Genomic DNA, 26,179 nt, shown 5'->3' with positions numbered 1-26,179 from the left:
ACGCATCAAAAACAGTATTGCAGAAAAGGGGGTAACCATAGATGTGGGAGCGAGCAAGCTCGCTCCCACAGGTATTGGGTCAGGCGCTGGTGGCCATGGCATGCCGCCGATGATGAACCTCAAGTTGATCCTTGATCACCCGCAACACCTTGGTCTCGTGCTTATGGATAAAAAAGTGACCGCCAGCGAGCATGTCCACCGAAAAGCTGCCGTGGGTTTCCTTACGCCAGCCGATCAACTGTTCGGTGGTGGCACGGTCAGCCTTGCCGCCGAGCACATGGATCGGGCACGTGAGCAACGGCCGTTGCTGCGGTTCGAAACGTCCGCACAATAGAAAGTCCGCGCGCAGCACTGGCAGCGTCAGGCTCATCAGCTCTTCGTTGGCCAACACTTCCTCGCTGGTGCCGTTGAGGGTGCGCAATTGCTCGATCAATTCGGCATCGGTTCTGGGCTCGGCGAAACCGCGATCGTAGTCGGCACGCAGGGTCGGTGCGGCGGTGCCCGAGGCGAACAGCGCCACCGGTTCCGCGCAGCCAAGCGAGCGAAACGCATGGGCCATCTCACAGGCCAGCAACGCGCCAAGGCTATGACCGAACAGCGCGTACGGCGTCTTGAGCGTGGCTTTTTGTTCCTGCGCGAGTTGCAGCGCCAAGCGTCGCATGTCGGTGTGCAAGGGTTCGCCAAACCGGGCGCCACGCCCCGGAAGTTCCACGGGTTGCAGCTTGAGCCACTCCGGTAGTTTGCGTCGCCAGCGGCTGTAGACCATGGCGCTCGCGCCCGAATAGGGCAGGCAGAGCAATGTCAGCTGGGTCACCGGGCTTACCTCGAAAGTTGTCTGTATAGAAGAACGGGTGAGCGCCGAGGGGAATTAGTCGAACAGGTAAATCATCATTTCAAGTGGCGGAAGCTTTGGACTGCCGAACCCAGCACCACGGCGCCAGCCACAATCGCCACCCAGAACCCGCTACGCGCCCCGAACGCATCCACCAGCCACCCGGAACTGCCTGCGCCGACCGCCACGCCAATGCTCAACCCGGTCACCAGCCAGGTCAGGCCTTCAGTGAGTTTGGCCGGCGGCACGATGCGCTCCACCAATGCCATCGCCACAATCAGCGTCGGCGCAAAGAACAACCCGGCGACAAACACTGCCAGCGACAGCCCGAGAATGTTCGTCGCCAGCAGCAACGGCAACGTGGTCACCGCCGTCGCCACCCCGCCGTAAAGAAACAGTCGCGGCAGCGGCAGTTTCGAGCGCAATGCCCCGAACGCCAGCCCGGCCAGGCACGAGCCGATGGCATACACCGACAACACAATGCTCGCCGCCGCCGGCTGGCCCTGCTGCTGGGCGAACGCCACGCTGACCATGTCCACCACGCCGACGATGGTACCCATGGCGACCATCAACAGCATCAGCAACTGAATCTCGCCGGAACGAATGATCGAGCCCTGATGATGGTCTTCATGAGGATGAACCGCCGGCTCGGTGTCACGTTGCAGCACAAACGCCGTGACCCCAATCGCCAGCATCAGCAACGCCGCCAACGGCCCCGCTTCGGGGAACGCCACCACGCACAACCCTACCGACAAGGGCGGCCCGACAATAAAGCAGACTTCGTCCAGCACCGACTCCAGCGCATAGGCGGTTTGCAATTCTGGCTGGCCGCGATACACCTCGGTCCAGCGCGCCCGCACCATCGCCGACATGCTCGGCATGCAACCGGCCAGCGCTGCGAACACAAACAACGTCCACTGCGGCGCCTGCAAGCGAGTGCAAAGCAACACCAGCAACAACGCCCCGCCACCGATCAGTGCCGATACCGGCAAGATCCGGTGCTGCCCGAAACGGTCCACCAGCCGCGAAACCTGCGGCGCGAAAAATGCCGTGGCCAGGGCAAACGTCGCCGCCACCGCACCGGCCAATCCGTAGCCACCCTGCAATTGAGAGAGCATGGTGATCAAGCCGATGCCGGTCATGGAAATCGGCATGCGCGCGATCATGCCGGCCATCACAAAGGCCCTGCTGCCTGGGGCGTTGAATAGTTCGCGGTAGGGGTTGGCCATGGTTCGGGTCTCAACAAGGGCGTGCAAGTTGCCATAAACGCTGAGCGAGGGGAAAGCGGCTAATTGTTGGTTGAATGTGAAGGCCCATCGCGAGCAGGCTCGCTCCCACTGATTTACGCAAACCTTGTGGGAGCGAGCTTGCTCGCGAAGGGGCCAGCGCAGTCACAAATGAACTCTCTGCCGCTCAAACCAGTCAGCTAGGTAAGCCCTCGACTCAAGTCTTTAACCTTCATGCAGATTTCCCTCGACCAACAGGTCGCCCTGATCACGGGTGCCAGATCGGGCATTGGCGCCGACGTATCCAAAGAAGCAGGCATCGAATAGTTATTTGCACAAACTCTCGACGCCTCCGACTACATCGTCGGTACCACCCTGTTCATCGACGGCTGCATGAGCCTTTATCCGGAGTTTCGTGGCAATGGCTGATCATCATCCCGAAAAACAAAGCGCTATCGATGCCCATGGCATCATCGGCGACATGCGCAGCGCGGCACTGGTCAATGACAAGGGCAGCGTGGATTTTTTCTGCTGGCCCGAATTCGACAGCCCGTCGATCTTCTGTTCGCTGCTGGACACGCCTGAGGCCGGGATTTTCCAACTGTCCCCGGATTTACCCGACGCTCGCCGCGAACAGATTTACCTGCCCGACACCAATGTGCTGCAAACCCGATGGCTCAGCGACCGCGCAGTCGTCGAAGTCACCGACCTGCTGCCCATTGGCGACAGCGAAGATGACACGTCGGTGCTGATGCGCCGGGTTCGCGTGGTCAGTGGCCAGGCAACGTTTCACATGCGCTGCGCCGTGCGTCATGACTACGCTCGCGCCAAGACCCGCGCACGCATGGATGAAAAGGACGTGACCTTCGAGGCCGCCGGTCAGCCGTCCCTGCGCCTGTCTTCGGACCAGGTTTTACGCATAGATGGCCATGCGGCGGTCGCAGAGTTCACCCTTGAACAGGACCAGAGCGCCGAATTCATGCTGGGCGGTATCGACGACCCGCGGTTCAAGAAAGGTGCCGCCGCGATATGCCTGGAACGTACCCTGAAGTTCTGGCGCGACTGGATCGGCCAGTCCACCTACCGCGGCCGCTGGCGGGAAATGGTCAATCGTTCGGCCCTGGCGCTGAAGCTGCTGACCTCGCGCAAGCATGGCGCAATCCTCGCCGCCGCGACCTTCGGCCTGCCGGAAACGCCTGGCGGCGAGCGCAACTGGGACTACCGCTACACGTGGATCCGCGACGCCTCGTTCACGGTTTACGCGTTCATGCGCCTGGGTTTCGTTCACGAAGCCAACGATTACATGCGCTGGCTACGTGGCAGAGTCAGTGATTGCCACGGCAAGCCGATGAAACTCAACATTCTCTACGCCATCGATGGCCGTCAGGAACTGCCGGAATCCGAACTCTCGCACCTGTCCGGCCATGGCGGTGCGACACCGGTGCGCATCGGCAATCAGGCTTACGAACAGGTCCAGCTCGATATCTTCGGCGAGCTGATGGACGCGGTGTACCTGGTCAACAAATACGGCGACGCCATTTCCCATGAAGGCTGGAAACACGCAGTGCAAGTGGTCAATCAAGTCTGCGAAACCTGGGAGCAAAAGGACGTTGGCATTTGGGAAATGCGCGGCGAACAACATCACTTCCTGCACTCGCGACTGATGTGCTGGGTCGCATTGGACCGGGCCATTCGCCTCGCCTCCAAACGCTCGCTGCCCGCCCCGTTCGCCCGCTGGGACCAGACCCGACAGGCGATCTACGCTGACATCTGGGAAAACTTCTGGAACGAAGAACGCGGGCACTTCGTCCAGCACATCGGCGACACCGCGCTTGATGGCTCAATGCTGCTGATGCCGCTGGTGCGCTTCGTCAGTGCCAAGGACCCGCGCTGGCTCGCGACCCTCGACGCTATCGAAAAGAATCTGGTGCGCGATGGAATGGTTTACCGCTATCGCAATGACGACACCCGGATCGATGGCCTCGACGGCACCGAAGGCGCATTCGCCGCGTGCTCGTTCTGGTACGTCGAATGCCTGGCCCGCGCCGGCAAGGTGGAAAAGGCTCATCTGGAATTTGAACAGTTGCTGAGGTATGCGAACCCGCTGGGGTTGTACGCCGAAGAGTTCGACAGCCATGCGCGGCATCTGGGGAATACGCCGCAAGCGCTGACGCATTTGGCGCTGATCAGTGCGGCCAGTTTTCTGGATCGAAAACTGAGTGGGGAGAAGAATTACTGGCAGCCTTGAGACCGAGTCGCCCCTTGCCACAGGTTTTGTGTAGGCCAAAACCTTACATTTCATAAACAAAGTCCGCATCCCCCCCCGAAAATCCTTTGTTGCCAGCCGTTACCTCCACCCCTACCATCCACCGTCAACGGGTACAGCGGAGCTGTCCAACAAAACCCGAATTCAAGGAACCAGAATGACCCAGCGCATCCACCGCAGCATTGACACCTCACTCAGGTCCGGCCTGAACCGCGACGAATTGTGGGAAGCCCACGACAAAGGCCTGATCAAATGCTGGGAGATCGGCCGCCAACGCGCCGCCCGCTTTCCCGAGCTCGCCCAACGATGCCTTGCCGGCGAACTGCCGGTGCTGGGCTGGAAAGGGGGTGCCAGCCGTAGCCTGAAGAAACTCGAAAAATACGGATCCCTCAAATACCTAGCTCAGTGGCAGGGGTTGCGCGGGGACGATCTGGATATCGATCTGAGTGAAGAACGGGCGTTGACCTGTTCGCGGACAAAAATGGTGGTGACGTTTACGCCGGATCGGTCGAAGTACTTCAATCAGGTGGCGGAAATCGAAGTCTAGGAAGTCGGCAAGAACAACCTCTCTGGAGAATCGAATGAACACTGAAGCGCTGATCCACTTCACCAAAACTCCAAGTTTGTCTCTCGCCTACGAAGAACACGGCCCCACCACCGGCGACCCCGTCATCCTCCTCCACGGCTTCCCCTACTCCCCGCGCGCCTACGACGAAATCGCCCCAGCCCTCGCCGCAAAGGGCTACCGCGTCATCGTCCCCTACCTGCGCGGTTACGGCCCGACCCGTTTCAACAACCACGACACCCTGCGCTCCGGACAACAAGCCGCGCTCGCCCAGGATTTGCTGGATTTGATGGACGGCCTCGCCATTCAACAAGCCGCCCTGTGCGGCTACGACTGGGGCGGTCGGGCGGCGTGCATCGTGGCGGCGCTATGGCCTGAGCGGGTTCGTTGCCTGGTGACCGGCGACGGTTACAACCTTCAGAACATTCCCCATTCCACCGAACCGCTGGACCCGCAAACCGAGCACCGCCTCTGGTATCAGTACTACTTCCACACACCACGCGGCGTCGAAGGCCTGACGACAAATCGCCGAGCCTTGTGCGAATTGCTCTGGACGTTGTGGTCACCCACCTGGAGCAAAGGCCCTGAGTTGTATCCGTTAAGCGCACCGGCTTTCGATAATCCGGATTTCGTCGAAGTGGTGATTCACTCCTACCGCCATCGGTTCATGTACGCGCCCGGCGACCCGGCACTGGAGTGGATCGAAGAAGCGCTGACCCGACAGCCGCCGATCAGCGTACCGACGATTTCCCTGTGCGGGGCCGACGATGGCGTCGGACCGGCACCGGAGTTAGACGAAGACATCGCCCATTTCACCGAGCGTTATGAGCGGAGAGTGCTGGTGGGCGTCGGGCATAACATTCCCGAAGAGGCGCCGGAGGCAACGGTCAGAGCGTTACTGGATCTGCTGGAGGGCTGACGCTGAAACGCTCGCGATAGGCCTGCGGGGTCACGCCCATGGCCCGCAGAAAACTGCGCCGAAGCGTCTCTTCGCTACCGAATCCACATTGCACCGCCACCCGCTTGATCGGCACTCCGGTGTCGCTGAGCAAGCGTCGGGCGGTCTCGACCCGAATCAGTTCGATGGCCCGCGCTGGCGTCTGGCCGGTGTCGGCGCGGTAGTGGCGCACGAAGCTGCGTTCGCTCATGCCCGCCTGCAAGGCCAGGGTCGGGATGCCCAGATCCTTGGTGAGGTTTTCACTGATCCAGGCGTGAAGTTCGTCGAAACGGTTGCCCTCCTTTTGCAAAGAGAGGGTCACGCTGAACTGCGCCTGGCCGCCGGGCCGTTTCAGGAACACCACCAGTTGCCGGGCGACTTCCAGGGCCATCGTGCGGCCAAGATCTTCTTCAACCATCGCCAGCGCAAGGTCGATGCCGGCGGTGACCCCGGCCGAGGTCCAGACCGGGCCGTCATTGATGAAAATAGGATTGGGTTCGACCCGCAATAGCGGATGTTTCTGCGCCAACTGCTCGCAACGGGTCCAGTGAGTGACCACCCGCCGGCCATCGAGCCAGCCGCTGGCCGCCAGCAAAAATGCCCCGGTGCACACCGACGATACCCGCCGACACCCCGCCGCATGTTCACGCACCCAAGCCACCAACGGTGGGTCTTGCGCCGCGTCGTAAACACCCCAGCCACCGGCAATGATCAACGTGTCACTCCCCCCCTCGGGCAACGGTTCGGTTAACAGCACCAACCCCGCCGACGACTTTACCGCCCCGCCGCCGCTGGTAATCACCGTCGGCGCGTAAGGCGGCAGCAAGCCTTTCTGGCGAGCAATATCGTTGGCCGAGGCGAACACCTGCAATGGCCCGGTGACGTCGAGCAATTGCACATTGGCAAAGGCGAGTACGTGAATGGTTTTCGGCATGATTGGCGTAATTCGTGGGGTTATTGGCGTATACGCCAAATCCTACGAGCCTACAGTGAAGTCGTCTACCCCCATTTCATGAGAAAAATGCCATGACGTTGCAGATCGGTTTTCTGTTGTTTCCACAGGTTCAGCAACTGGACCTCACCGGCCCTTACGACGTACTGGCCTCGCTGCCGAACGTGAAGGTGCATTTGATCTGGAAGGACCTGATGCCGGTCACCGCGAGCACGGGCCTGGTGCTGAAACCGACCACCACGTTCGACGATTGCCCGCCGCTGGATGTGATCTGCATCCCCGGCGGCAGCGGCGTCGGGCCATTGATGGAGGATGAACAGACACTGGCTTTCATCAAGGCTCAGGCCGCCAACGCGCGTTACATCACGTCGGTCTGCACCGGCGCGCTGGTGCTCGGCGCGGCGGGTCTGTTGAAAGGCAAGCGCGCCACCACTCACTGGGCCTATCACCAATTGCTGGCGCCTTTGGGTGCGATCCCGGTGAAGGATCGAGTGGTGCGCGACGGTAATCTGCTGACCGGTGGCGGGATCACGGCGGGCATCGATTTTGCTCTGACGCTGGCCGCGGAGTTGTTCGATAAGGACACGGCAGAGCTGGTGCAGTTGCAGCTGGAATATGCCCCAGCACCGCCGTTTGCGTCGGGCAGTCCTGAGACAGCACCGGTCAGCGTGCTGGAGGAAGCACGGAAACGTGCTGCCGGATCGTTGAAACTGCGCTCAGAAATTACCGAGCGTGTTGCGGCGAAACTTGATCGGGCGTCAGTACGTTGATCCGTTCCTCGGTGCTGCCAGCGCCCGGCTGCATCGAGGACTTTCCATCGCCCACAAAAAAACCCGCCTAAGCGGGTTTCTCAAGACCATTGCGACATCCTGTCAGCAGCCATCCGGGCCTATGGTCGATCAGCCGTGATCCTGAGTGCATCCTGCGACTCAGTTGATAAATCCAGATTAAACACATCGGTGCCGCATCAAAAGACGACATACCCGTCAGCGGGTGTAAGCCTTCGGCTACTCGGGTCCTGAAGCGAATTTCAGCAGGCGAAAAAAAACCCGCCGAAGCGGGTTTTTCCAAGACCATTACGACTCCCTGTCGGTAGCGATTCCTTGCTTATGGTCGATCATCCGTGATCCCGAGCACTTCCTGTGCTTCGGTTGATAAGGCTAGATTACGCTTCGGATCCAATGTGCAATAGACGACATAGCTACCATCGCGTGTAAGACATTCGCTATAGCCAGCCTTCCGAAAACCCTTAGACAGGTCAGGCATCAAGCATAGAGGCCTCGAGCTCAGCGGCCTGCAGTTGACCTTCGGCAGCATAAGTCGGAATTGGGTTCGAACTTGCAGCCATCACTCTTCCTGGCGCTCGCGTTCCTTGGCACTGACTTTGAGAAACTCTTCGATGTTGTTCATCTGTTCATCCCAACCGCGGCTGTCCATGCGGAACGCCTTGAGCCGGCGCGTCTGAGGAATGTGATCGAAACCGGACTCGGTGACCTTGAGCAACGTGCCTTCATCCATGTCTTCGAGCTCGAACTTCACCAGCGTGGTGGGCTCCTGGGAGTAATCGATTTCGGGCTCAATCGCATACGGGTGCCAGCGAAACGAAAACACCCGTTCCGGCTCGACTCGCTCCACCAGCACATTCCACAGCAGGTGCTCATATCCGGGATATGTAATCTGCCCCTGGGTCCATTCACCGGCGACAAAACGCTTGCCTTCCAGCGCCACGCCAAACCACTGCCCGAAGGCTTCGGCATTGGCCAGCACGCGCCAGACCTGCGAACGCGGCGTTTTGAGCAGGATCTTCCTTTCGATGCGATCTGATGCTGGATTCATAAGTCACCTCCTGTACTGAACAGTAGGCCTGTAAGACCACAAGACCAACCCTAAAGTTGTATCAATCGGGTATCGCAATCAACCCAGTAGGAAATGTTCGGCTGCCTTTCTGCCCCTGAGCAACGGTTTGAAGACAAGAGTCAGCGGGCTGAAGCTGGTAACGTTTGCAAACCAGACAAGAATATTAGCCCCACACTCACTCATGCCCTCAGGGAAACATCATGAATAGCCTTCATGGCCCCATCTGAGCAGCTATGAATCGTCGCCGGGCAAGCTTCGGCATTTCTGTTCGGTCTGCGGTTCACATTTGATGGCTGAGCGCTTGGCCCAACCCCACGTCATTGTTCGTGTGGCAACACTGGACGATGACCCGAAAATGACGCCGCAGGCCCATATCTGGACGTCACTTGATGTGCCGTGGCTCAACTACGAGCCGATCGAAAATCACCCTGAATGGCAGGCGTAGCCAGGCCAATACATAGCGTTACACTGCACCTCAACTTTCCACGTCACAACGAGACTCCCCATGCACCCACTTTTTTTTCTGGCGCTGACGCCTCTGCTGTTCACCACCGCTGCTTATGCTGTGGACTGCGACAACGCCGCCGATCAGGCCGCGATGAATCAGTGCGTGGCGCAGCAGCACAAGGCGGCGGATAAGGAGTTAAATACGCTTTACCAGCAGATCAATGCGCGTTTAAAGAGCAACCCCGAAAGCAAAAAACTGCTGATCGGGGCGCAGCGTTCGTGGGTTGCGTTTCGGGATGCCGAGTGCAAGTTCTCGAGCGCCGGTATGGAAGGCGGGAGTGTGTTTGCGCTGATCTACAGCAGCTGCGTTACTGAATTGACCAAGGCGCGGGTTGAGACTTTCAAGAATTATCTGAAGTGTCAGGAGGGGGATTTGAGTTGCCCGGTGCCCGGTGCTTGATGATTCGGTGCCTTTAAGGGCCTGCTCGCGAAGGCGTCAGCTCAGGCGCCGCAGCTACCGAACAAATAGTTGCGCAGTCGTGATCGCCATATCCCTACCCGGAAACTTGATGCTGCCAATCTGCTTCATGCTCTCGGGATCAAAAATCGCCACATCGTTAAACGTCCCGGCCAGCTGGTTCTAAAGCTTCGTGCGACCGCATCGTCTTGCGATTGCCGGGCTGCTCGGGTTATCAGTCTGAATGCGGCAGCCGCAGCAGGGCGAGGAGAGGCTGGGAGGTTTAGGGCAAGATCAAAAGATCGCAGCCTTCGGCAGCTCCTGGGAGATCGTTGAGGGGCGGCCACCGCGTTCTTCCAGGACTAGTTCGCGCAGTGTATCGAGAAACAGTTTGAGCACCGGCGAGTCATCGTCTGCGCGGTAAGTGGCGTACAGCGGCACTTCCGGCAATGCTGGGGTCAGGCGGCGGAACACCAGCCCGGCTGGCGCCATCTGCTCGATGGACGCTGGCAACAACGCCACGCCGAAACCAGCCCGCACCAAGCTGAGCAAGGTTTGAACCTCGATCACCTGCTGGCGAATTTGCGGGGTAAACCCGGCCTTGATGCAGCACTGAAAGAGAAAATCGGCAAACCGCGACTGCTTGAGTTCCAGCGCCACAAAAGGCTCCTGTGCCAGGTCCGCCGGCGCCAGGCTTTCGCGCCGTGCCAAGGGATGGTCGACAGGCATGACCACGCGAATCGGCTCGTAGATCAACAGTTCATTGCGCAACTGCAGATCGTCATAGCCGACCCGGAACACACAGGCATCGATGCGTTTCTCCTTCAACGCCATGACCTGTGCCGCCGGCGTCATTTCATGCAGACGCCAGGACACCTGAGGATAGCGCTCGCGGAAGAGGTGTAAGGCCCGCGGCAGCACGCCAACCATCACCGAACTGATCATGCCGATTTCCAGCTCGCCCAACTGACCTCGACCGGTCTGACGAGTCAGGTCTAGCGCGCGGTTCAGTTGTTCGAACACCAGCGGCGCCTGTTCCTTGAGCATCTGTCCAGCCGCCGTCAGCTCGACCCGGTGATGGCTGCGCTCGAAAAGCGGCGTACCCAGTTCCTCTTCCAGCAGACGAATCTGCTGGCTCAGCGGCGGCTGACAGATGTGCAGACGCGTGGCAGCCCGGCCAAAGTGCAGCTCTTCAGCAACGGCCATGAAATACCGCAGCAATCGCAGGTCCATGACGGCTTACCCCAGGGTCAGTGGCGTCGAGCGCTGGCGCACTCCGATCAGGCTGAACAGTGCATTTGCGATGGCCGGGGCCACCGACGGGCTGCCCAGCTCACCGACGCCGCCGGGTTTGCTCGGCTCACCGTCCAGCACCAGGATGTCCACCGCCGGCATGTCAGACATGCGGGTCACCCGATAGTCATGGAAGTTGCTCTGCACCACCCTGCCCTGTTTGATGTCCATACGGTCGAACAGCGCGTGACCGAGGCCCCACATCAGGCCGCCGTAGATCTGCTCTTCGACACCGCCCGGCGACACGGCCAGGCCGCAATCGACCACGCAGGTGAGCTTATCGACCTTGATCACACCGTCCTTTTTCGAAAGCCTGGCGACCACCGCGATGAAGCTGGTGTAACCCTGATTGGTAGCAATCCCCAATGCTGTGCCTTCCGGCAGCGGCTGGCCCCAACCGGCGCGTTCGGCGGCGCTTTTGAGCACCGCGACGTGCCGAGGGCGACCGTGCATGTTGGCCAGGCGAAAGGCCAATGGATCCTGCCCAGCACCGTGGGCCAGTTCATCCATGAAGCTTTCCACGGCGAACACGTTGGGAATGAAGCTCACCGAGCGATACCAGCCGCTGGGCACGTTGCTTTCATGCTTGACCCAGACCAGGTCCAGATTCGCCGGGCGATAGGCAAAATCCCACGCGGTGATGGCTTCGGTGGTGCTGTAGTCCATGTGGTCGGGGCGTTCGAAATAGCCTGGTTCCCACTGTTCCGGCGAAGCCGGTGAGACCGCGTCAAGTTTCAACGCCGTGAGTTTGCCCTGAGCATCCAGCGCACCTTTGATTCGATGCAGAGTCGCCGGGTGCATGAACAGCGATCGCATTTCGTCTTCACGGCTGTTCATCAACTTGACTGGCACCTTGGCCTCCTGCGCCAGGTATGCCACTTCGAACAACCAGTACTTGGCCTCCCGCGCCCCGAAACTGCCGCCGGACACCAACTCATTGATGGTGACCTTATCCTTGGCGATCTTGCACACCTTTTGCGCAGCCTCCAGCGCCGAAGATGGCACCTGAACGCCGCCCCAGTAGGTGATGGCGTTATTCTTCACCTCGGCGGTGATGCAGATCGGTTCCAGCGGGTTCTGCACCTTGTACGGCATGAGGTAATCGGCTTCGAGCAGCTTCGCGGCTTTCGGCCATTGCGCGGCGACATCCCCCGCCGCCATCGCGGACACCCGTTGCGCAGCCTTGTCGTCGATGGCCGCTGCTTGCGCCGTTGCCAGTTGATCGCTATCGAACCCGGCGAGGGGCGAGTCGCTCCATTGCACGTTCAATAACTCGCGACCCTGATGGGCGGCCCAGTAGTTATCGGCCAGGACGGCGACGCCTTCCTGGTTACCACCGAGTACGTCGGGCCGGCCCGGAATCGCGATCACCTTGCGTACTCCCGGCACCTGCAACGCGGCGCTGGAATCCACCGCCAGCACTTTCGCGTCGACCACTGGTGTGCGTTGAATCACCGCCACCAGCATCTGCGGTAACACCACGTCGATGCTGTACTTGAAGCGCCCGCAAACCTTGGCCGCTGCATCCCGTTTATGCCGCAACTTACCGATGTATTTGAACTGCGCCGGGTCCTTCAGAGTGACCTTGGCCGGTGCTGGCAATTTCGCGGCAACACTCACCAGCTCACCGTAACCCAGGCTGCGTTTGCTGGCGGAATGCACCACCCGGCCCTCTTCGGTTGTGCAACTGTCGGGACTGACTTTCCATTGCTTGGCCGCCGCAGTGATCAGCAGTGCGCGCGCCGTGGCACCGGCCATCCGCAGGCGATCGTATTCCAGCGAAACACTGGTGCTACCACCCGTCGAGAAGACTTTCCATATCGGGTGAATATAGGTTTCAAAGAATGGATTTTCCGGCGATATCACCTGCACGGTCATCGGGTTGACGTCCAGTTCCTCGGCCACGCAAGCGGCCAATGCGGTGTGGGTGCCGGTGCCGGAATCGTGTTTGTGCACCACCAGTTTCACCGTGCCGTCGGGCAATACCCGAACCCAGGCGTTGGGCTCGAATTCACCCGCAGGCGCAGGTGCTTTCGGGTCCGTCGCGGCTATGCCTGAGGGCAGATAAAACGCAATTGCCAGGCCGCTGGCAACCGTGGCAGCCTGCTTGAGAAAGAGACGGCGCGGCAGTTCGATCTGTGTGTCGTCGATAAACGTCATCACGCCTCCTTCGGCGCAGCAGCTGCGCGCTTGATGGCTTTATTGATTCGCCCGTAAGTGCCGCAGCGGCACACGTTGCCGGACATGGCGTTGCGGATCGAGTCATCGGTGATTGTCGCACCGGTGTTGAGCAACGCGGCCGCGGACATGATCTGCCCGGATTGACAGTAACCGCATTGCGGGACATCTTCGGCAACCCAGGCCAGTTGCAGCGGATGCTGTTCGGTGGGTGACAAGCCTTCGATGGTGGTGATGCTGTGCCCCGCCACGGCGGCGACCGGCAGTTGGCAGGAACGTATCGCGACACCGTCCAGGTGCACGGTGCAGGCACCGCACAGGCCCATGCCGCAACCGAACTTGGTGCCGGTGAGTTTCAAGTGGTCTCGCAACACCCATAACAAGGGCATGGAGGGCGATGGCTCTACCAGCTCGTGTCGTTCGCCGTTTACCGTGAATTCGATCATTGTCAGGCTCCAAGAGAGCGGCCCGTCTTTGTGCAGGCCTGGTCGCCGATTATTGGGAGTCCGCGCAAAAACGGGCCAGCGACGATTTCTGCCATCCTGTGTAAGTAGGACTAACAGCATGTACAAGCGATACCCGTCAGTGCAGTCCATGAGTGCATTCATCCAGGCCGCGCGCAGCGGAAGCTTCTCCAGTGCCGCGCGCAAACTCGACCTGACTCACAGCGCTATCAGCCAGCAGATCCGCAGCCTGGAAGACTTCATCGGCCAGCCGCTGTTCGTACGCGAAGGTGGCGGCAGTAACCTGACCGATGCCGGGCAATTGTTTGCCAGCGTGCTGTCCGACGGCCTGGCGCAGATTGACCGGGCGCTGTCCTCGGTGAAAAACCGCAGCGTCGCGCAACGGCTGACCCTTGATGTCGACAGTGAATTGGCCCAGAGCTGGCTCAATCCACGGCTACCGGAACTGCTCGATTTGTTGCCTGACCATGAAGTGGTATTGCTGTCGATGCCGCGGTCGGATCGCAGTTCGTTCGAGCGCGTAGACCTGGCGTTGCGCTACGGGTATGGCGATTGGGAAGACTGCGAGATGACGCAGATCTGTGGTGATCGAGTGACTGCGGTGGCTTCACCTGCGTTGCTTGAGCGCTATGGATTGCAGGTGCCGATCACGCCGGCGCAGGTGCTGGAATTACCGCTGCTGGGGTATACGCGGCGCTCGTGGATTCCCTGGCTGGATGCAGCCGCAATGGCGTCGACCGAGCCGAATGCGCGGGTGGTTTTCGATAATGCGGCCAACCTGATTGCAGCGGCCGAAGCCGGAGTTGGCGCGGGGCTGGTGCGCGGTTTGCTCGCGGCGGATGCGTTGCGCGCGGGGCGTTTGGTGGAGCTGAACGACGCGCAGATTCCCGCGCATTACAACCTCTACGCCGTGTGGCCACCAGGGCAGGCCGAGCGGGTGGCGCCGGTGGTTGAAGTGATCCGCCAGTTGGCTCGGCAAACACTGGACTGACGCCATCGTGAACAAGCTCGTGATGGCGCCGGCACATCCACCACCAAACCCTGCCCCATATCGAACACATATCAACACCCCGCCCAATTAATATTGTACGAACCCGATCCCCCCTTCCAATACTTCCTCCCAAGCAGCCAGCGTCCCGAGCCGGATGCGACCAGGCGAGGGAATGCGCAGCAGTGCGCATAGAAATGGCCGATTACCCGGGACGTGGCTGCTGTGAACCGCAAGGTTCCCTTCCCCGCTATCAGGAGATCGACTTCAATGATCATCGATATCAGTTGCTATCCCACCGACCTGGTGGACCTCGCCTGGAGGCATGACGGTGACCCGTTCACCGGCGAGCGTCTGCTGGAGATGATGGATGGCCCGTACATGGTCAACGGCAAACCTCGCCGCATCGACAAAGCCTTCATCCAGCCGCCACAAGGCAACACCATCTACACCTGGACCGACGGCGACCTCAGCGGACGCGAATCCATCGATGCCTACATGGCTTACACGCTGAAGATGGTCCAGACCTACCCGGATCGATTCATTGGCTGCTTCGTCTACAACCCGCGCTGCGGCGTGGAAAACGGTGTCGAGGCGATTGAGCGTTACGTCAAGGAACACGGCTTCAAGATGGTCCAGATGCAGGCCAACATGCACGCCTATCGCCCGGACCGTGCGCTGGACTGGGTCCGCCCGGCCTTCGAGAAATGCGCTGAGCTGGGTATCCCGGTCAAGTTGCACACCGGCGACGGGCCTTACAGCATCCCGTCGGAATGGGTGCCGATGATCAAGGAATTCCCCAACGTCGATTTCATCATGGCGCACTTCGGGGTGCAGACCGGTGGCGTCTATGTGTTCGAGCCAATGCAATGGGCGATGGAATTGCCCAACGTTTACTGCGAATCGGGCTGGTGCCTGCAATCGCGGATCGTCGAGTTCGCCAAGGTCCTGCCGACCCACAAGATCCTGTTCGGCACCGACACCCCGCCAAACGAACCGGGCATGTGGCTGCGCCTGCTGGAAGTGCTCTGTCATGAGCCGCCCCAAGGCCTGAACCTCGACGAGGACACCCTCGAAGAATACCTGGGCAACAACACCGCACGGATGATCGGCCTCGAACCGACCCCGCCGCCACGTTCCGTGTCCGAAGCCGAGGCGCAGCTCAAGCGCCCTGTCACCACACAATTGGCCAGGAGCTAAACCGATGATTATCGACACCCACCTGCACCCCACTAACCTGGTCGACGAGGCCTGGCGCCACACCGGCGAACCGTTTACCGGCGAGCGCATGCTCAAGCTGATGGACGGCCCGTACATGATCAACGGCAAACCGCGCCGCATCGACATGGGCTTCATCCAGCCGCCACCGGGCAACACCGGTTATCGCGACGGCAACCGACGGGGCCGCGAAGGCGTGCGCGACTACATGTCGTACATCGCCGAGCTGTGCATGAAGTACCCGGATCGCTTCATCGGCAACTTCAACTTCAATCCACGCTGGGGACCGGAAAACGGTGCGGCCGAGCTGGAATTCCACATCAAGGAATACGGTTTCAAGATGCTCAAGCTGCACGCCAACATGCACGGCTATCGCCCGGACCGCGCACTCGATTGGCTGCGCCCGGCGATGAAAGTCTGCGCCAAGTACAACATCGTGGTGTTGATCCACACCGGTGATGGCCCGTACACCATCCCGACGATGTTCTACCCGATCATCCGCGAGTTCCCGATGGTCAACTTCATCATCGGCCACTTCGGTATCCAGACCGGCGGCAACTACTCGTTCGAAGCGTTCTGGATGGCCATGGACACGCCGAACGTGTACTGCGAATCCGGCTGGTGCTTCCAGTCGCGGATCGTCGAGTTCGCCAAGGAACTGCCGCGCAACAAAATCGTCTTCGGCACCGACTCGCCGCCGAACGAACCGGGCATGTGGTTGCGCGAACTCGAAGTCCTGTGTTCGCCAGCGCCGCAAGGCCTGGGGATTGATGAGGATCACCTTGAGGATTACCTGGGCAACAACATTGCCCGGTTGTGCGGTATCGAACCGACACCGCCACCCAAGGACCTGATCGAGGCGGACATTCGTCTGACCACGACCTACCTCTAAACGTTTTAAAACCAGAGCACAGCGACTTTACAGGCGTACAGATGAACCGGAGTTCGATCGACCGGCAGGCCAACGGCTTGTCGATCGAACGTCGCCCTCAGCCCTGCGCGCCTGCTTTTTACGAGGTGAAACCATGACCCTCTCTACGCTCGGCGATACCCAGGACTTCCACGATTTCATCGACGCCTATCGCCGACAATACCCGGACGATGTGCTGACCGTTCACCAATCGCTGTCGGCCGATCAGGACGTCACCGCCCTGGTCGATGCCCTGGCCACCCAAGGTCGCGACCCGCTGCTGATCTGCGAGAAGGTTGGCAGCCTCGGTGTGCAAGTCGCTACCAATCTGTTCGCTTCCCGGACCCGTATCGCACGGATCTTCGGTGTCAGCCCGGCACAGTTGCACGAAACTTTCCAGGCCCGTGCCAACCACCCGATTCCACCGCGATACGTCGAAACCGGCCCGGTACTCGACGAGATTTTTGAAGGCGAAGCCGTGGACCTCGCGCTGCTGCCGATGCTCAAGCACTTCGACAGCGATCGCGGGCCGTACATCACCAACGCAATCATCATTGCCGAGGACCCGGTCACCGGCATCGCCAACATGAGCTATCACCGTTCGATGCGCCATGCCCGGCAGACCCTCGCCACCAGCCTGCATTCACGCGGTCACTTGTGGCGCATGCTGCAAACCGCTCGCGAGCGCGGCGAAGAATTGCGCGTGGCGATGGTGGTCGGCGCGCATCCGCTGTTCATGCTCGCGGCAGCGGCACGCTTGCCGTTTGGCAGTGATGAACGCGCGGTGGCTGGCGGCCTATTTGGCGCACCGCTGGAACTGGTCAAGACTCCGCGCTATGGCATCGGCGTGCCGGCCTACGCGGAGTTTGTGCTGGAAGGCGCCATCGACCCGACGGCCTATGCCGAGGAAGGTCCGTTCGGCGAGTTCAGCGGCTATTCCTCGGACCGTTCAACCAACAATGTGCTGCGCGTCGACACCCTCATGCGGCGCAAGGACGCTTGGCTGGTGGACGTGGTCGGCGGACGGTACGCCGAACACCTGACTCTGGCGCGGCTGCCACGGGAAGCGGAGATGAGCGAAAAACTCAAGGCACGTTTCCCCGCCGTCACCGCCGTGCACTACCCGAACTCCGGCACGCACTTTCATTGCTACGTGGCGCTGGATCAAAGCCGCGACGGCGAGGCACGGCAGATCATGCTCGCCCTGCTCGGCTGGGACCCGTACCTGAAAACCGTGATCGCGGTGGACAGCGACATTGACATCAGCGACGACAGCCAGGTGCTGTGGGCATTGGCCACACACTTTCAGCCGCATCAGGATATTTTCGTCATCGACGGTTTGCCCGGCAGTCCGCTCGATCCGTCGTCCTCGGTCAACGGCACCACCTCGCGCATGGGCCTGGATGCCACGCGAGGCTCGGGATTCGACGGGATCAAGGCGCAGTTGGATCAAGACGTGGTCGAGCGGGCGCGCAATCTGCTGAAGAGCGTTCAATCATGAACCGCCAGCGCATGGTGGTCGGCATCAGCGGCGCGTCGGGCTTCATCTACGGCGTGCGCCTGCTGGAGTTGCTGGCTGAGCTGAACATCGAAAGCCACCTGATCATCAGCCGCGCCGCGCTGCTGACCATGGCCCATGAAACTGACTACAAACTGGCGGACGTCACCGCGCTGGCCAGCCACTACCACCGGGCTGACGACGTGGCTGCCGGGATCGCCAGCGGTTCGTTCCGTTGCCTGGGCATGGTGGTCGCGCCGTGCTCCATGCGCACGTTGGCGGAGATTGCCACCGGCTCCTCCTCGGGGCTGATCGGTCGCGCTGCCGACGTCACATTGAAAGAACGCCGGACCTTGGTGTTGATGGCCCGGGAAACGCCGCTGACCCTCGCCCACCTGCGCAACATGACCGCCGTCACCGAAATGGGCGGGATCATCGCGCCACCGGTGCCGGCCTTCTACGCCCGCCCGCAAAACCTTTCGCAAATGGTCGATCACAGCCTCGGCCGTGTCCTCGACCTGTTCGGCCTCGACGCCGGGACCGCGCTGCGCTGGGGTGAACCCAGCCCATCGGCCACCGGCCATTCCGCAACCATGAAGGAGCTCGCATGAACAGCCCATTCAACGCCCCGACCCCGAACCGCAAGATCCCGGTGACCATCCTCACAGGATTTCTCGGCGCCGGCAAAACCACCCTGCTCAACTACATCCTCAAGGAAAACCACGGCCGCAAAATCGCCGTGATCGAAAACGAGTTCGGTGAAGTCGGCATCGACGGCGACCTGGTGCTCAGCTCTGAGACCGAAGAAATCTACGAGATGGTCAACGGCTGCGTGTGCTGCACCGCCGAGGTTCGAGAGGACCTGGTGCGCATCGTCCGCGAACTGGTGGCGCGCCCGGTGCGGCTGGATCACATCTTGATCGAGACCAGTGGTTTGGCCGATCCGTACCCGGTGGCGCAGAGCTTCTTTATCAACGACCCGATTGCCGATGAAGTGGAACTGGACGCCATCGTCACCATGGTCGATGCCAAGCACATCGCTCAACATCTGGAAGACCTGCAACTGGATGGCGTCGATAACCAGGCGGTGGATCAGATCGTCTGCGCTGACCGCATCGTCATCAACAAGGTCGATCTGGTCAGTGCCGCGGAAGTGGCGGCCCTGTGCGACAAAATTCGTGGATTGAACGCCACGGCAGAGCTGGTGACGTCCAGCTACGCCGAGATCGACCTGTCGAAGATCCTCGGCATCGGTGCCTTTGAGTCGACTCAGAAGCTGATGGAGATTGGCTCTGAGCATGACCATCACGCCGATGAACATCATCACGAGCATGACGATCTGGATCATGACCACGACCCGAGCGTGTCGTCAGTCGGCATCGCCGTGGACGGTGCGGTGAATCTGGGTGACTTCCACCGCTGGATCAGCAAACTGCGCACCGAACAGGCCGACAACCTCTATCGCATGAAAGGCGTGCTGGCGGTCGCGGGCCAGGATCAGCGCTACGTGCTGCAAGGCGTGCACAGCCTGGTCGAGTTTCGCGCGTCCACTTCATGGGGCGCCGAACCGCGCTCCAGCAAGATCGTGTTCATTGGCCGCGACCTGGACCGCGCGGCGTTGAACCATGGCTTTGCCGCCTGCCTGGCAGGCTAAACGGCTCCGGGGCCGGTGGATGGCGGCTCCGGGCACACTGAACGGGTATCCCTCTCTACAACAAAAAACAGCAAGAGGAGTTTCGCCATGACTTCAGCCGTGCACCCGGTAGACCAGATTCTGCCGATCCGACAAATGCTCACCCTCGGCCTGCAACACATGGCCGTCTCGTACATCGGCGCCATCGCCGTGCCGTTGATTGTCGCCAGCGCGTTGAAAATGTCCCAAGCCGACACCGTGGTGCTGATCAGCACCACACTGTTCTGCTCGGGCATCGCCACGCTTTTACAAACCGTCGGCTTCTGGAAATTCGGCGTGCGTTTGCCGATCTTGCAGGGCGTGGCGTTCAGCAGTGTTGGCCCGGTCATCGCCATCGGCACTAATCCGGAGGTTGGATTCGCCGGGGTCTGCGGGGCGGTGATCGGCGCGGGGATCTTTACGATGCTCGTCGCGCCGTTCGTGGGCCGATTGCGCCGGTACTTTCCACCGGTGGTCACCGGCTGCATCGTCACCGTGATCGGTTTGCAGCTGTTCCCGATTGCCTATGAATGGATCGGTGGTGGCCGCAACGCCAGTAATTTCGGGGCGCCGGCGTACCTTGCCGTCGCCGCCGTGGTGCTCGCGACCATTCTTCTGGTCAACCGCTATGGCAACCCGATGATGCGCAATATGGCTGTATTGGTCGGCATGCTGGTCGGCGCCGCATTGGCTTACGGTCTGGGCATGGGCAGTTTTCACAGCGTGCAGGGGTCACCCTGGCTCACCGTGCCCTACCCGTTTTATTTCGGCCTGCCGACCTTCAGCCTGATCCCGATTGCGACCATGGTGGTGGTGATGATCGTGCAGATGGTCGAGTCCATGGGCCTGTTCGTGGCCATCGGCGACATCGTCGACAAACCGGTGGAGGAGAAACAGGTGATCAACGGCCTGCGGGCAAACGGACTGGCGAGCACCATCGCCGGGATGTTCGCGGCGTTTCCGTTCATTGCCTTCATGGAAAACGTTGGGCTGGTGATTCTGACCGGAGTGCGCAGTCGCTGGGTGGTGGCAATCAGCGGGCTGATGATGTGTTCCATGGCACTGGTGCCCAAAGCCGGGGCGATCATCGCGTCGATGCCGACTGCCGCCCTCGGCGGTGCCGGGATTGCCATGTTCGGCGTGGTCGCGGCAGCCGGAATTCAAACCCTGGCCAAGGTCGATTACGAGCGCAACCGCTACAACGTGCTGATCGTCGGTTTCACCATTGCCGCGGCTCTGGTGCCGGTACTCGCGCCGGCCCTGTTCAAGCAAATGCCCGAGTGGTCCCAGCCGTTCCTGCACAGCAGCGTGGTGATCGCCTGCCTGGTGTCAGTGCTGCTTAACGCGGCGCTCAACGGCGTCAGCGTTCCCGACAGTGCGGCCACCAAGCCTGCCTCCCACAGCCTCTGACTGGAGAAGCCCATGACTCAACTTCAAAACATACTGATCAAAAACCCGGTGGCGGTGATGACCGGTTTGCGCGGCCCGCGTGCCCGGGCAGGTAGCGTGGACATTCGCATCGTCAACGGTCGCATCTCGGAAATGGCTGCGGACCTCGTAGCGCAACCCGGTGAACGGGTGATCGACGCACGCAACTCGGTGGTCTACCCGGGCTGGATCAACACCCACCATCACCTGTTCCAGAACCTGCTCAAAGCCGTGCCGGAAGGGTTGAACCAAGACTTGCAAGGCTGGCTGGCCAGCGTGCCCTACCCGCGCCTCAACCGTTTTACTCCGCAATTGGCGCAGATCGCCGCACGGTTGGGCATGGCCGAGTTGCTGTTGTCCGGGGTGACGACCTGCGCCGACCACCACTATCTCTACCATGCTAACGGCACTACCGAAACCGGTGATTTGCTGTTCGACGTGGCCGATGAGTTCGGCATGCGTTTTGTACTGTGCCGGGGTGGTGCGCTGGAATCGGCCAGCGCTCACCCGGGATTCTCCAAAACCGCGCTGCAACCGGAGACGCTGGACCAAATGGTCGGTGACATCGAACGGCTCAAATCGCTGTACCACCAGGACAGCCCCGATGCGATGCGTCGAGTGGTGGTGGCGCCGACGACACCGACCTTCTCGCTGCCACCCACCTTACTGCGGGAACTGGCCCACACCGCCCGCGGCCTTGGGTTGCGGTTGCACACCCACCTCTCGGAGACGCAGAACTACGTCAACTTCTGCCGCGAGAAATACAACTGCCTGCCGGTGGAATTCGTCGCCGAACACGAATGGCTCGGCCCGGACGTGTGGTTCGCCCACGCGGTGCATCTGCAACCGGGGGAAATCCGCATGCTCGCGCAAACCGGCACCGGCATTTCTCATTGCCCGGTGAGCAACGCGCGGTTGGGCAGCGGCGTGGCTCCGGTGCCGCAGATGTACGAGGCTGGCGTACCGATTTCCCTCGGGGTGGATGGCGTGGCGTCCAACGAATCAGGGAGTATGGTCGGTGAAGCGCACACGGCGTGGCTGATTCATCGAGCGGAGCAAGGGGCTTCGGCCACCACCGCCGAAGACGTGATCCATTGGGGGACGGCCGGTGGCGCGCAGGTGTTGGGGCTCGGTGCGGTTGGGACGCTGGAAGTCGGTCAGGCGGCGGATCTGGTGATCTATGGCCTAGATCATCCACGGTTCTTCGGCTTCCACGACGTCGCCGTGGCGCCGGTGGTAGCGGGTGAACCGATTACCGTGAGGTACAGCCTCGTCGGTGGCCGCGTGGTGGTCGATGACGGCGTTATACCGGGGCTGGATTTGGCGCAAATACGCGCCGAGGCGTGGGACGGGGTGCGGCAGTTAATGAACGTGCATGACTAACCACCCCCCAATACACCCCCTGTGGGAGCGGGCTTGACCGCGATAGCGGTGTGTCAGGCAACAGAGATGTTGAATGTTCCGCCGTCATCGCGGGCAAGCCCGCTTGTGTCTTGCGCAGGAATTAGACTGAGGATGAGATTACATGTCCGGCGTAAATGATCTGCTGCAAGCCATCGAAACCGCCGCCGGTCAGGGCGAAGAAACCATCCTCGCCACCGTGGTCAAGGTCGAAGGCTCAGCCTACCGCCGCCCCGGCGCACGCATGCTCATTCCCCTCCACGGCCGCACCATCGGCACCGTCAGCGGCGGTTGCCTGGAACAGGACCTAGCCAAAAAAGCCTGGTGGCTGACCGACACCGGCGAACCAGTCGTGCGCCGCTACAGCACCGGCGCCACCGAGGATGAAGACGATGAACAAAGCGCCCTGACTTTCGGCCTCGGCTGCAATGGCACGGTGTTCGTCATGCTCGAACGCCTACGGGTGAAAACGCCCTCAGCCGCCGTTGAGCTGCTACGCCAGGTACGTGATCGTCAGCAGCCTGCGGCCATGGCGACCATCATTGCCACCTCACGCAACGCATTGGTTCGAGTCGGTGATCGGGTGATATCGAACGCCGCTGCCAGCCTTCGACACCCTGTTCTGGAACAGGCCATCCACAACGACCTGCACAAGACACTCAGCGAGAAAAAATCCTCCTTGCGGCTCTACACCGACGCCCGTGGCGAAGTCGAAGTATTCTTCGAGTACATCGCCCCGCCGCCGCGCCTGGTGATCTTCGGTGCCGGCCACGACGCCCAACCACTGGTACGCATGGCCAAGTTGTTGAACTGGCATGTCAGCGTGATCGACAGCCGCAGCCATTTTGCCCGACCTGAACGCTTTCCGCAGGCAGATGCGGTAATCGTCGCGAACCTCGGCCCCCCCTTCGTCCTCGGACCGTTGATCGAGGGGGCAGCGGTGGCCGTCATGACTCACAGCTACCGACAGGACCGTCACTGGCTCGGCCAATTGCTGCAAGACGCACCGGCCTACATCGGCCAACTCGGCCCCCGAGAGCGGACCGAGCGATTGTTGACCGACATTCACCAACACATTCCGGTCCTGAATGCGTTGCAACAACTGCACTACCCCATGGGCCTGGACCTTGGCGGCGATGCGCCCGAAAGCGTGGCGCTCTCGATTCTGGCGGAGATGATGGCAGCGTTGAATCAGCGTAACGGCGGGATGCTGAAGCACCGGAGCAAACCAATTCATCAAGTGGATTTGTTGGTGTGTGAAAAGTTTGAGGTGGCGGCAGCGGTTAATTGAGGTGGTTTCAATGAAGATCAAAAGACCGCAATCACGTGAAGCTGCTCTTGCCTGCATCGTTCCATCGTCTTGCCCAGCGTAAGGGTGAGTCGAGTAACTAAGGATGGTCTGAAAAAATCCATACCCTAAAAAGTGCCCAAGTAATTAAGCACATTACAGGCCAGTGACTTCATAAAAGCCGGCGTTTTCAGAGTTTTCCAAGCTGTGATAGTGATGAATACGTTCTGAATTCGAGTAGGGAATGGGGTTGTTAACCTACTCAGACTATTTGTACAACTGCGAGATTTCCTCGGCAAATATAAAAAACAGTCCCTTTAGCCGAAATGGACGACTACTCAAGGAAATAGAATATGCAGAACCGAAAGTTGCTTGTCCACCAGACCTTTGCCATCAGTGCTCTGTTATTGAGTACGGCCACTTCAGTGCAAGCGGCCGACTGGAGCGACAACTCTATTAGTTACTTGTATGGCACCCACTTCGCTGAGCCGGGTATCGATGGTCCGATAGCCAAGAATATAGTCGAGTTCACTCATGTTGATGGATACAAATACGGTAGCAACTTCCTCGACGTACAGGTGCTATTTTCCGATAAAAATGATCCAGCCGCCGGTGGCGACAACGGATCTACCGAGGTGTATGCGGTGTATCGCCATCAACTTTCACTCAATAAAATTTCCGGTCAGGATTTCAAATGGGGCCCCGTTCGGGACTGGTCACTATCGGGTGGCCTCGACTGGAACACCAAAAACACTACCTTCGCGCCAGCAAAACGCATGCTCGTCATCGGCCCGACTATCAATTTCGACGTACCAGGTTTCTGGGACTTGAGTGTGATGTACCGCTCCGAGACCAACCATAATGGCTTAGCGTTCGCCCAAGAGCACGATATCCGCTTCAACGACACTTACTACCTGGAAACTGCTTGGGACATTCCCTTCCAGCTCGGTTCGGTACCGCTCAAATTCAAGGGCTTTGCCAACTTCATCCCCCCCAAAGGCAAGGATGGCTTCGGGAACGACACCGTGAGCGAGACGCTCGTGCACGCCTCCTTACTTATGGACGTGGGCGAGCTCACTTTCGGCAAGAAAGATACCTTCTTTGCCGGGGTGGGTTACGAATATTGGAAGAACAAGTTCGGCAACAACTCTTCCAACACATCTGGCACCGAGGCCAATACGCCGTTTCTGAACTTTGAATGGCATCTGTAAGGCTCCCATCAGAAGGCACACTGTCTTACACTGACAGTTGCATCGAACTTATCCACTCCATGGATAATGACGGCACCGGTGCGTGGGTCTCCGCGCATCGGCAATTCGGTATGCCAAGACGTAGCATCAGTAACTCTTTCGGAGCGACGAGGCCGTACTCCGCAACCAGACCACGGATTGATTAGCGTTGGCCGTCCGCTGTTCAATTTAGACGGCTCGGATGCCATGCGTCGCCTGGAAATCTTGTTGTACGATGGTCTTGATGGCGGCGAAGCGGACGCTGGAACGGCTCATTGCCTCACAAATTACATCGGCATCGTTGGCGTCGTTCTTGTTGCTCTTGACGTACGGTTTGACGAACTGAGGCGCGATCAGCCTCACCCGAAATCGGGATCATGCCAAGATAAGGGAAAAACTAGGACTTTAGACCTATCACATTGATTTACCGAGATTTTTATGGATCGCTATTTCACATAAACAAAATACAAAATACAAAATTCGGCCCCTTCTGCGATGGTTATAGGCCGCTCTTTCAATTAGCGGGCGGCCCATCCCTGGATTGACTGCCTAGAATAAGTAGCTGTACTTCCTCTGTGTGTCCGCGATGAGAGCCGTCCTCCCTTACAGGCAGTGAACGGCCATAAGCTGACACTCACACAGTCAAGCGATCCGGCTGCTCGCCTACCCCGGCACTCCAAAGGAACATCGTCGTCGAGTGGGGCAGTGGCGGGAGGTCGGTGGCGATAAACCCTACATCAGCTTCGTGCACCTGGATCTGGCAGCCACTCCCCATGCGCCGATGCGCCGTGTGCGTTTCGGTGGCAGCTGCGGGAGCTGGCATTGATCGATGAGCTTCAGGTGTTGCGAGAGGCCGGTGTGCAGCATATTGGCTTGCATCTGCGTCGTAGCGAACGACCGGTTGCCGGAGTTATTGAACAGATCGCTGAATACATTTTGCCGAAGTTTCACAACGATGCTGCTGGAACCAGGGATAGTCAATCGGCTTCCCTTTTTCGTCACGTCACTTTCCTGCGGGCAAAACAAAACCCCTACCTGCATACGCAGATAGGGGTTTCGGAATTTAATCTTGA

General features: G+C 59.9%; 22 protein-coding genes and 4 pseudogenes. 18 read left to right on the top strand and 8 right to left on the bottom strand.

Features of this window, described 5'->3' with window-relative positions; genetic code table 11:
• Positions 1–79: 79 nt before the first annotated feature.
• Both QK293_RS26390 and QK293_RS26385 read right to left on the bottom strand, forming a co-directional pair.
• Complete coding sequence (locus QK293_RS26390) at positions 80–814, bottom strand: alpha/beta fold hydrolase (RefSeq protein WP_282383010.1); 735 nt, start codon at positions 812–814, stop codon at positions 80–82.
• A 74-nt stretch (positions 815–888) separates the two neighbouring features.
• Positions 889–2,061: an MFS transporter gene (locus tag QK293_RS26385; RefSeq protein WP_282383007.1), complete on the bottom strand. Its 1,173-nt coding sequence runs from the start codon at positions 2,059–2,061 to the stop codon at positions 889–891.
• Positions 2,062–2,403: 342 nt separating this feature from the next.
• Here QK293_RS26385 and QK293_RS26380 point away from each other — a divergent pair.
• The 4 genes and pseudogenes from QK293_RS26380 to QK293_RS26365 all read left to right on the top strand — a co-directional run.
• A pseudogene (locus QK293_RS26380) lies at positions 2,404–2,487 on the top strand (sugar dehydrogenase); the annotation flags it as partial.
• Positions 2,480–4,306: a glycoside hydrolase family 15 protein gene (locus tag QK293_RS26375; RefSeq protein WP_282383005.1), complete on the top strand. Its 1,827-nt coding sequence runs from the start codon at positions 2,480–2,482 to the stop codon at positions 4,304–4,306. The pseudogene QK293_RS26380 and the gene QK293_RS26375, both read left to right, overlap by 8 nt.
• 175 nt (positions 4,307–4,481) lie before the next feature.
• Entirely contained in the window at positions 4,482–4,871 is a 390-nt protein-coding gene (locus QK293_RS26370; RefSeq protein WP_282383003.1) for a hypothetical protein, read from the top strand.
• 34 nt (positions 4,872–4,905) lie between these two features.
• Complete coding sequence (locus tag QK293_RS26365) at positions 4,906–5,808, top strand: alpha/beta hydrolase (protein WP_282383000.1); 903 nt, start codon at positions 4,906–4,908, stop codon at positions 5,806–5,808.
• Here the strand turns inward: QK293_RS26365 and QK293_RS26360 are convergent.
• Entirely contained in the window at positions 5,777–6,760 is a 984-nt protein-coding gene (locus QK293_RS26360) for a GlxA family transcriptional regulator (RefSeq protein ID WP_282382998.1), read from the bottom strand. The genes QK293_RS26365 and QK293_RS26360 overlap by 32 nt on opposite strands.
• Before the next feature lie 92 nt (positions 6,761–6,852).
• Here QK293_RS26360 and inhA point away from each other — a divergent pair, with 92 nt between their 5' ends.
• On the top strand, positions 6,853–7,548 hold the full coding sequence (gene inhA / locus QK293_RS26355) for an isonitrile hydratase (protein WP_282382996.1): 696 nt from the start codon (positions 6,853–6,855) through the stop codon (positions 7,546–7,548).
• A gap of 577 nt (positions 7,549–8,125) precedes the next feature.
• Here inhA and QK293_RS26350 read toward each other — a convergent pair.
• Positions 8,126–8,614, bottom strand: a complete 489-nt coding sequence (locus QK293_RS26350; protein WP_282382993.1) for an SRPBCC family protein — start codon at positions 8,612–8,614, stop codon at positions 8,126–8,128.
• Positions 8,615–8,858: 244 nt separating this feature from the next.
• On the opposite strand from QK293_RS26350, the pseudogene QK293_RS26345 reads away from it, so the two are divergent.
• Both QK293_RS26345 and QK293_RS26340 read left to right on the top strand, forming a co-directional pair.
• Positions 8,859–9,080, top strand: a pseudogene (locus tag QK293_RS26345) (GFA family protein); the annotation flags it as partial.
• A 60-nt stretch (positions 9,081–9,140) separates the two neighbouring features.
• A complete protein-coding gene (locus QK293_RS26340) occupies positions 9,141–9,542 on the top strand; it encodes a lysozyme inhibitor LprI family protein (RefSeq protein ID WP_282382990.1) in 402 nt (133 codons plus the stop codon).
• A 291-nt stretch (positions 9,543–9,833) separates the two neighbouring features.
• Here QK293_RS26340 and QK293_RS26335 read toward each other — a convergent pair whose 3' ends face one another.
• From QK293_RS26335 to QK293_RS26325, 3 genes are read right to left on the bottom strand one after another with little or no spacing between them, the layout of a single operon-like run.
• Positions 9,834–10,772: a LysR substrate-binding domain-containing protein gene (locus QK293_RS26335; RefSeq protein ID WP_282382988.1), complete on the bottom strand. Its 939-nt coding sequence runs from the start codon at positions 10,770–10,772 to the stop codon at positions 9,834–9,836.
• A 6-nt stretch (positions 10,773–10,778) separates the two neighbouring features.
• On the bottom strand, positions 10,779–12,992 hold the full coding sequence (locus tag QK293_RS26330; protein WP_282382985.1) for a molybdopterin cofactor-binding domain-containing protein: 2,214 nt from the start codon (positions 12,990–12,992) through the stop codon (positions 10,779–10,781).
• A complete protein-coding gene (locus QK293_RS26325; RefSeq protein WP_282382980.1) occupies positions 12,992–13,456 on the bottom strand; it encodes a (2Fe-2S)-binding protein in 465 nt (154 codons plus the stop codon). Before QK293_RS26325 ends, QK293_RS26330 begins: the two co-directional genes overlap by 1 nt.
• Before the next feature lie 118 nt (positions 13,457–13,574).
• On the opposite strand from QK293_RS26325, the gene QK293_RS26320 reads away from it, so the two are divergent.
• From QK293_RS26320 to QK293_RS26275, 10 genes are all read left to right on the top strand, one after another.
• Positions 13,575–14,465: a LysR substrate-binding domain-containing protein gene (locus QK293_RS26320; RefSeq protein WP_282382978.1), complete on the top strand. Its 891-nt coding sequence runs from the start codon at positions 13,575–13,577 to the stop codon at positions 14,463–14,465.
• A gap of 267 nt (positions 14,466–14,732) precedes the next feature.
• The gene (locus QK293_RS26315; protein ID WP_150732737.1) at positions 14,733–15,662 is read left to right on the top strand and encodes an amidohydrolase family protein; all 930 of its coding nucleotides are present in this window, start codon (positions 14,733–14,735) and stop codon (positions 15,660–15,662) included.
• A gap of 4 nt (positions 15,663–15,666) precedes the next feature.
• A complete protein-coding gene (locus QK293_RS26310; protein WP_134418495.1) occupies positions 15,667–16,572 on the top strand; it encodes an amidohydrolase family protein in 906 nt (301 codons plus the stop codon).
• Between the two features lie 133 nt (positions 16,573–16,705).
• A complete protein-coding gene (locus QK293_RS26305; RefSeq protein ID WP_282382959.1) occupies positions 16,706–18,091 on the top strand; it encodes a UbiD family decarboxylase in 1,386 nt (461 codons plus the stop codon).
• The gene (locus QK293_RS26300; protein ID WP_282382956.1) at positions 18,088–18,699 is read left to right on the top strand and encodes a UbiX family flavin prenyltransferase; all 612 of its coding nucleotides are present in this window, start codon (positions 18,088–18,090) and stop codon (positions 18,697–18,699) included. The genes QK293_RS26305 and QK293_RS26300 overlap by 4 nt, the downstream gene beginning before the upstream one ends.
• On the top strand, positions 18,696–19,742 hold the full coding sequence (locus QK293_RS26295) for a GTP-binding protein (protein ID WP_282382953.1): 1,047 nt from the start codon (positions 18,696–18,698) through the stop codon (positions 19,740–19,742). The genes QK293_RS26300 and QK293_RS26295 overlap by 4 nt, the downstream gene beginning before the upstream one ends.
• An 87-nt stretch (positions 19,743–19,829) precedes the next feature.
• The gene (locus QK293_RS26290; protein ID WP_282382951.1) at positions 19,830–21,170 is read left to right on the top strand and encodes a nucleobase:cation symporter-2 family protein; all 1,341 of its coding nucleotides are present in this window, start codon (positions 19,830–19,832) and stop codon (positions 21,168–21,170) included.
• Between the two features lie 12 nt (positions 21,171–21,182).
• A complete protein-coding gene (locus QK293_RS26285; RefSeq protein WP_282382949.1) occupies positions 21,183–22,571 on the top strand; it encodes an amidohydrolase family protein in 1,389 nt (462 codons plus the stop codon).
• A gap of 142 nt (positions 22,572–22,713) precedes the next feature.
• Positions 22,714–23,880, top strand: a complete 1,167-nt coding sequence (locus tag QK293_RS26280; RefSeq protein WP_282382946.1) for an XdhC/CoxI family protein — start codon at positions 22,714–22,716, stop codon at positions 23,878–23,880.
• A gap of 350 nt (positions 23,881–24,230) precedes the next feature.
• The gene (locus QK293_RS26275) at positions 24,231–25,088 is read left to right on the top strand and encodes an outer membrane protein OmpK (RefSeq protein ID WP_282382944.1); all 858 of its coding nucleotides are present in this window, start codon (positions 24,231–24,233) and stop codon (positions 25,086–25,088) included.
• Between the two features lie 270 nt (positions 25,089–25,358).
• Here the strand turns inward: QK293_RS26275 and QK293_RS26270 are convergent.
• Positions 25,359–25,472: pseudogene (locus QK293_RS26270) on the bottom strand (IS110 family transposase); the annotation flags it as partial.
• Positions 25,473–25,928: 456 nt separating this feature from the next.
• Here QK293_RS26270 and QK293_RS26265 point away from each other — a divergent pair.
• Positions 25,929–26,179, top strand: a pseudogene (locus QK293_RS26265) (hypothetical protein); the annotation flags it as partial.

The organism is Pseudomonas sp. AL03 (genome assembly GCF_029960815.1).
In the GTDB taxonomy this organism is placed as follows: domain Bacteria; phylum Pseudomonadota; class Gammaproteobacteria; order Pseudomonadales; family Pseudomonadaceae; genus Aquipseudomonas.
This window is presented reverse-complemented; position numbering and strand designations above follow the sequence as displayed.

What these genes read in the sequence shown, in the direction of transcription:
- QK293_RS26385 (WP_282383007.1), bottom strand. Translation starts at nt 2,061, where the DNA reads ATGGCCAACCCCTACCGCGAACTATTCAACGCCCCAGGCAGCAGGGCC.
- QK293_RS26375 (WP_282383005.1), top strand. Translation starts at nt 2,480, where the DNA reads ATGGCTGATCATCATCCCGAAAAACAAAGCGCTATCGATGCCCATGGC.
- QK293_RS26370 (WP_282383003.1), top strand. Translation starts at nt 4,482, where the DNA reads ATGACCCAGCGCATCCACCGCAGCATTGACACCTCACTCAGGTCCGGC.
- QK293_RS26365 (WP_282383000.1), top strand. Translation starts at nt 4,906, where the DNA reads ATGAACACTGAAGCGCTGATCCACTTCACCAAAACTCCAAGTTTGTCT.
- QK293_RS26360 (WP_282382998.1), bottom strand. Translation starts at nt 6,760, where the DNA reads ATGCCGAAAACCATTCACGTACTCGCCTTTGCCAATGTGCAATTGCTC.
- inhA (WP_282382996.1), top strand. Translation starts at nt 6,853, where the DNA reads ATGACGTTGCAGATCGGTTTTCTGTTGTTTCCACAGGTTCAGCAACTG.
- QK293_RS26350 (WP_282382993.1), bottom strand. Translation starts at nt 8,614, where the DNA reads ATGAATCCAGCATCAGATCGCATCGAAAGGAAGATCCTGCTCAAAACG.
- QK293_RS26340 (WP_282382990.1), top strand. Translation starts at nt 9,141, where the DNA reads ATGCACCCACTTTTTTTTCTGGCGCTGACGCCTCTGCTGTTCACCACC.
- QK293_RS26335 (WP_282382988.1), bottom strand. Translation starts at nt 10,772, where the DNA reads ATGGACCTGCGATTGCTGCGGTATTTCATGGCCGTTGCTGAAGAGCTG.
- QK293_RS26330 (WP_282382985.1), bottom strand. Translation starts at nt 12,992, where the DNA reads ATGACGTTTATCGACGACACACAGATCGAACTGCCGCGCCGTCTCTTT.
- QK293_RS26325 (WP_282382980.1), bottom strand. Translation starts at nt 13,456, where the DNA reads ATGATCGAATTCACGGTAAACGGCGAACGACACGAGCTGGTAGAGCCA.
- QK293_RS26320 (WP_282382978.1), top strand. Translation starts at nt 13,575, where the DNA reads ATGTACAAGCGATACCCGTCAGTGCAGTCCATGAGTGCATTCATCCAG.
- QK293_RS26315 (WP_150732737.1), top strand. Translation starts at nt 14,733, where the DNA reads ATGATCATCGATATCAGTTGCTATCCCACCGACCTGGTGGACCTCGCC.
- QK293_RS26310 (WP_134418495.1), top strand. Translation starts at nt 15,667, where the DNA reads ATGATTATCGACACCCACCTGCACCCCACTAACCTGGTCGACGAGGCC.
- QK293_RS26305 (WP_282382959.1), top strand. Translation starts at nt 16,706, where the DNA reads ATGACCCTCTCTACGCTCGGCGATACCCAGGACTTCCACGATTTCATC.
- QK293_RS26300 (WP_282382956.1), top strand. Translation starts at nt 18,088, where the DNA reads ATGAACCGCCAGCGCATGGTGGTCGGCATCAGCGGCGCGTCGGGCTTC.
- QK293_RS26295 (WP_282382953.1), top strand. Translation starts at nt 18,696, where the DNA reads ATGAACAGCCCATTCAACGCCCCGACCCCGAACCGCAAGATCCCGGTG.
- QK293_RS26290 (WP_282382951.1), top strand. Translation starts at nt 19,830, where the DNA reads ATGACTTCAGCCGTGCACCCGGTAGACCAGATTCTGCCGATCCGACAA.
- QK293_RS26285 (WP_282382949.1), top strand. Translation starts at nt 21,183, where the DNA reads ATGACTCAACTTCAAAACATACTGATCAAAAACCCGGTGGCGGTGATG.
- QK293_RS26280 (WP_282382946.1), top strand. Translation starts at nt 22,714, where the DNA reads ATGTCCGGCGTAAATGATCTGCTGCAAGCCATCGAAACCGCCGCCGGT.
- QK293_RS26275 (WP_282382944.1), top strand. Translation starts at nt 24,231, where the DNA reads ATGCAGAACCGAAAGTTGCTTGTCCACCAGACCTTTGCCATCAGTGCT.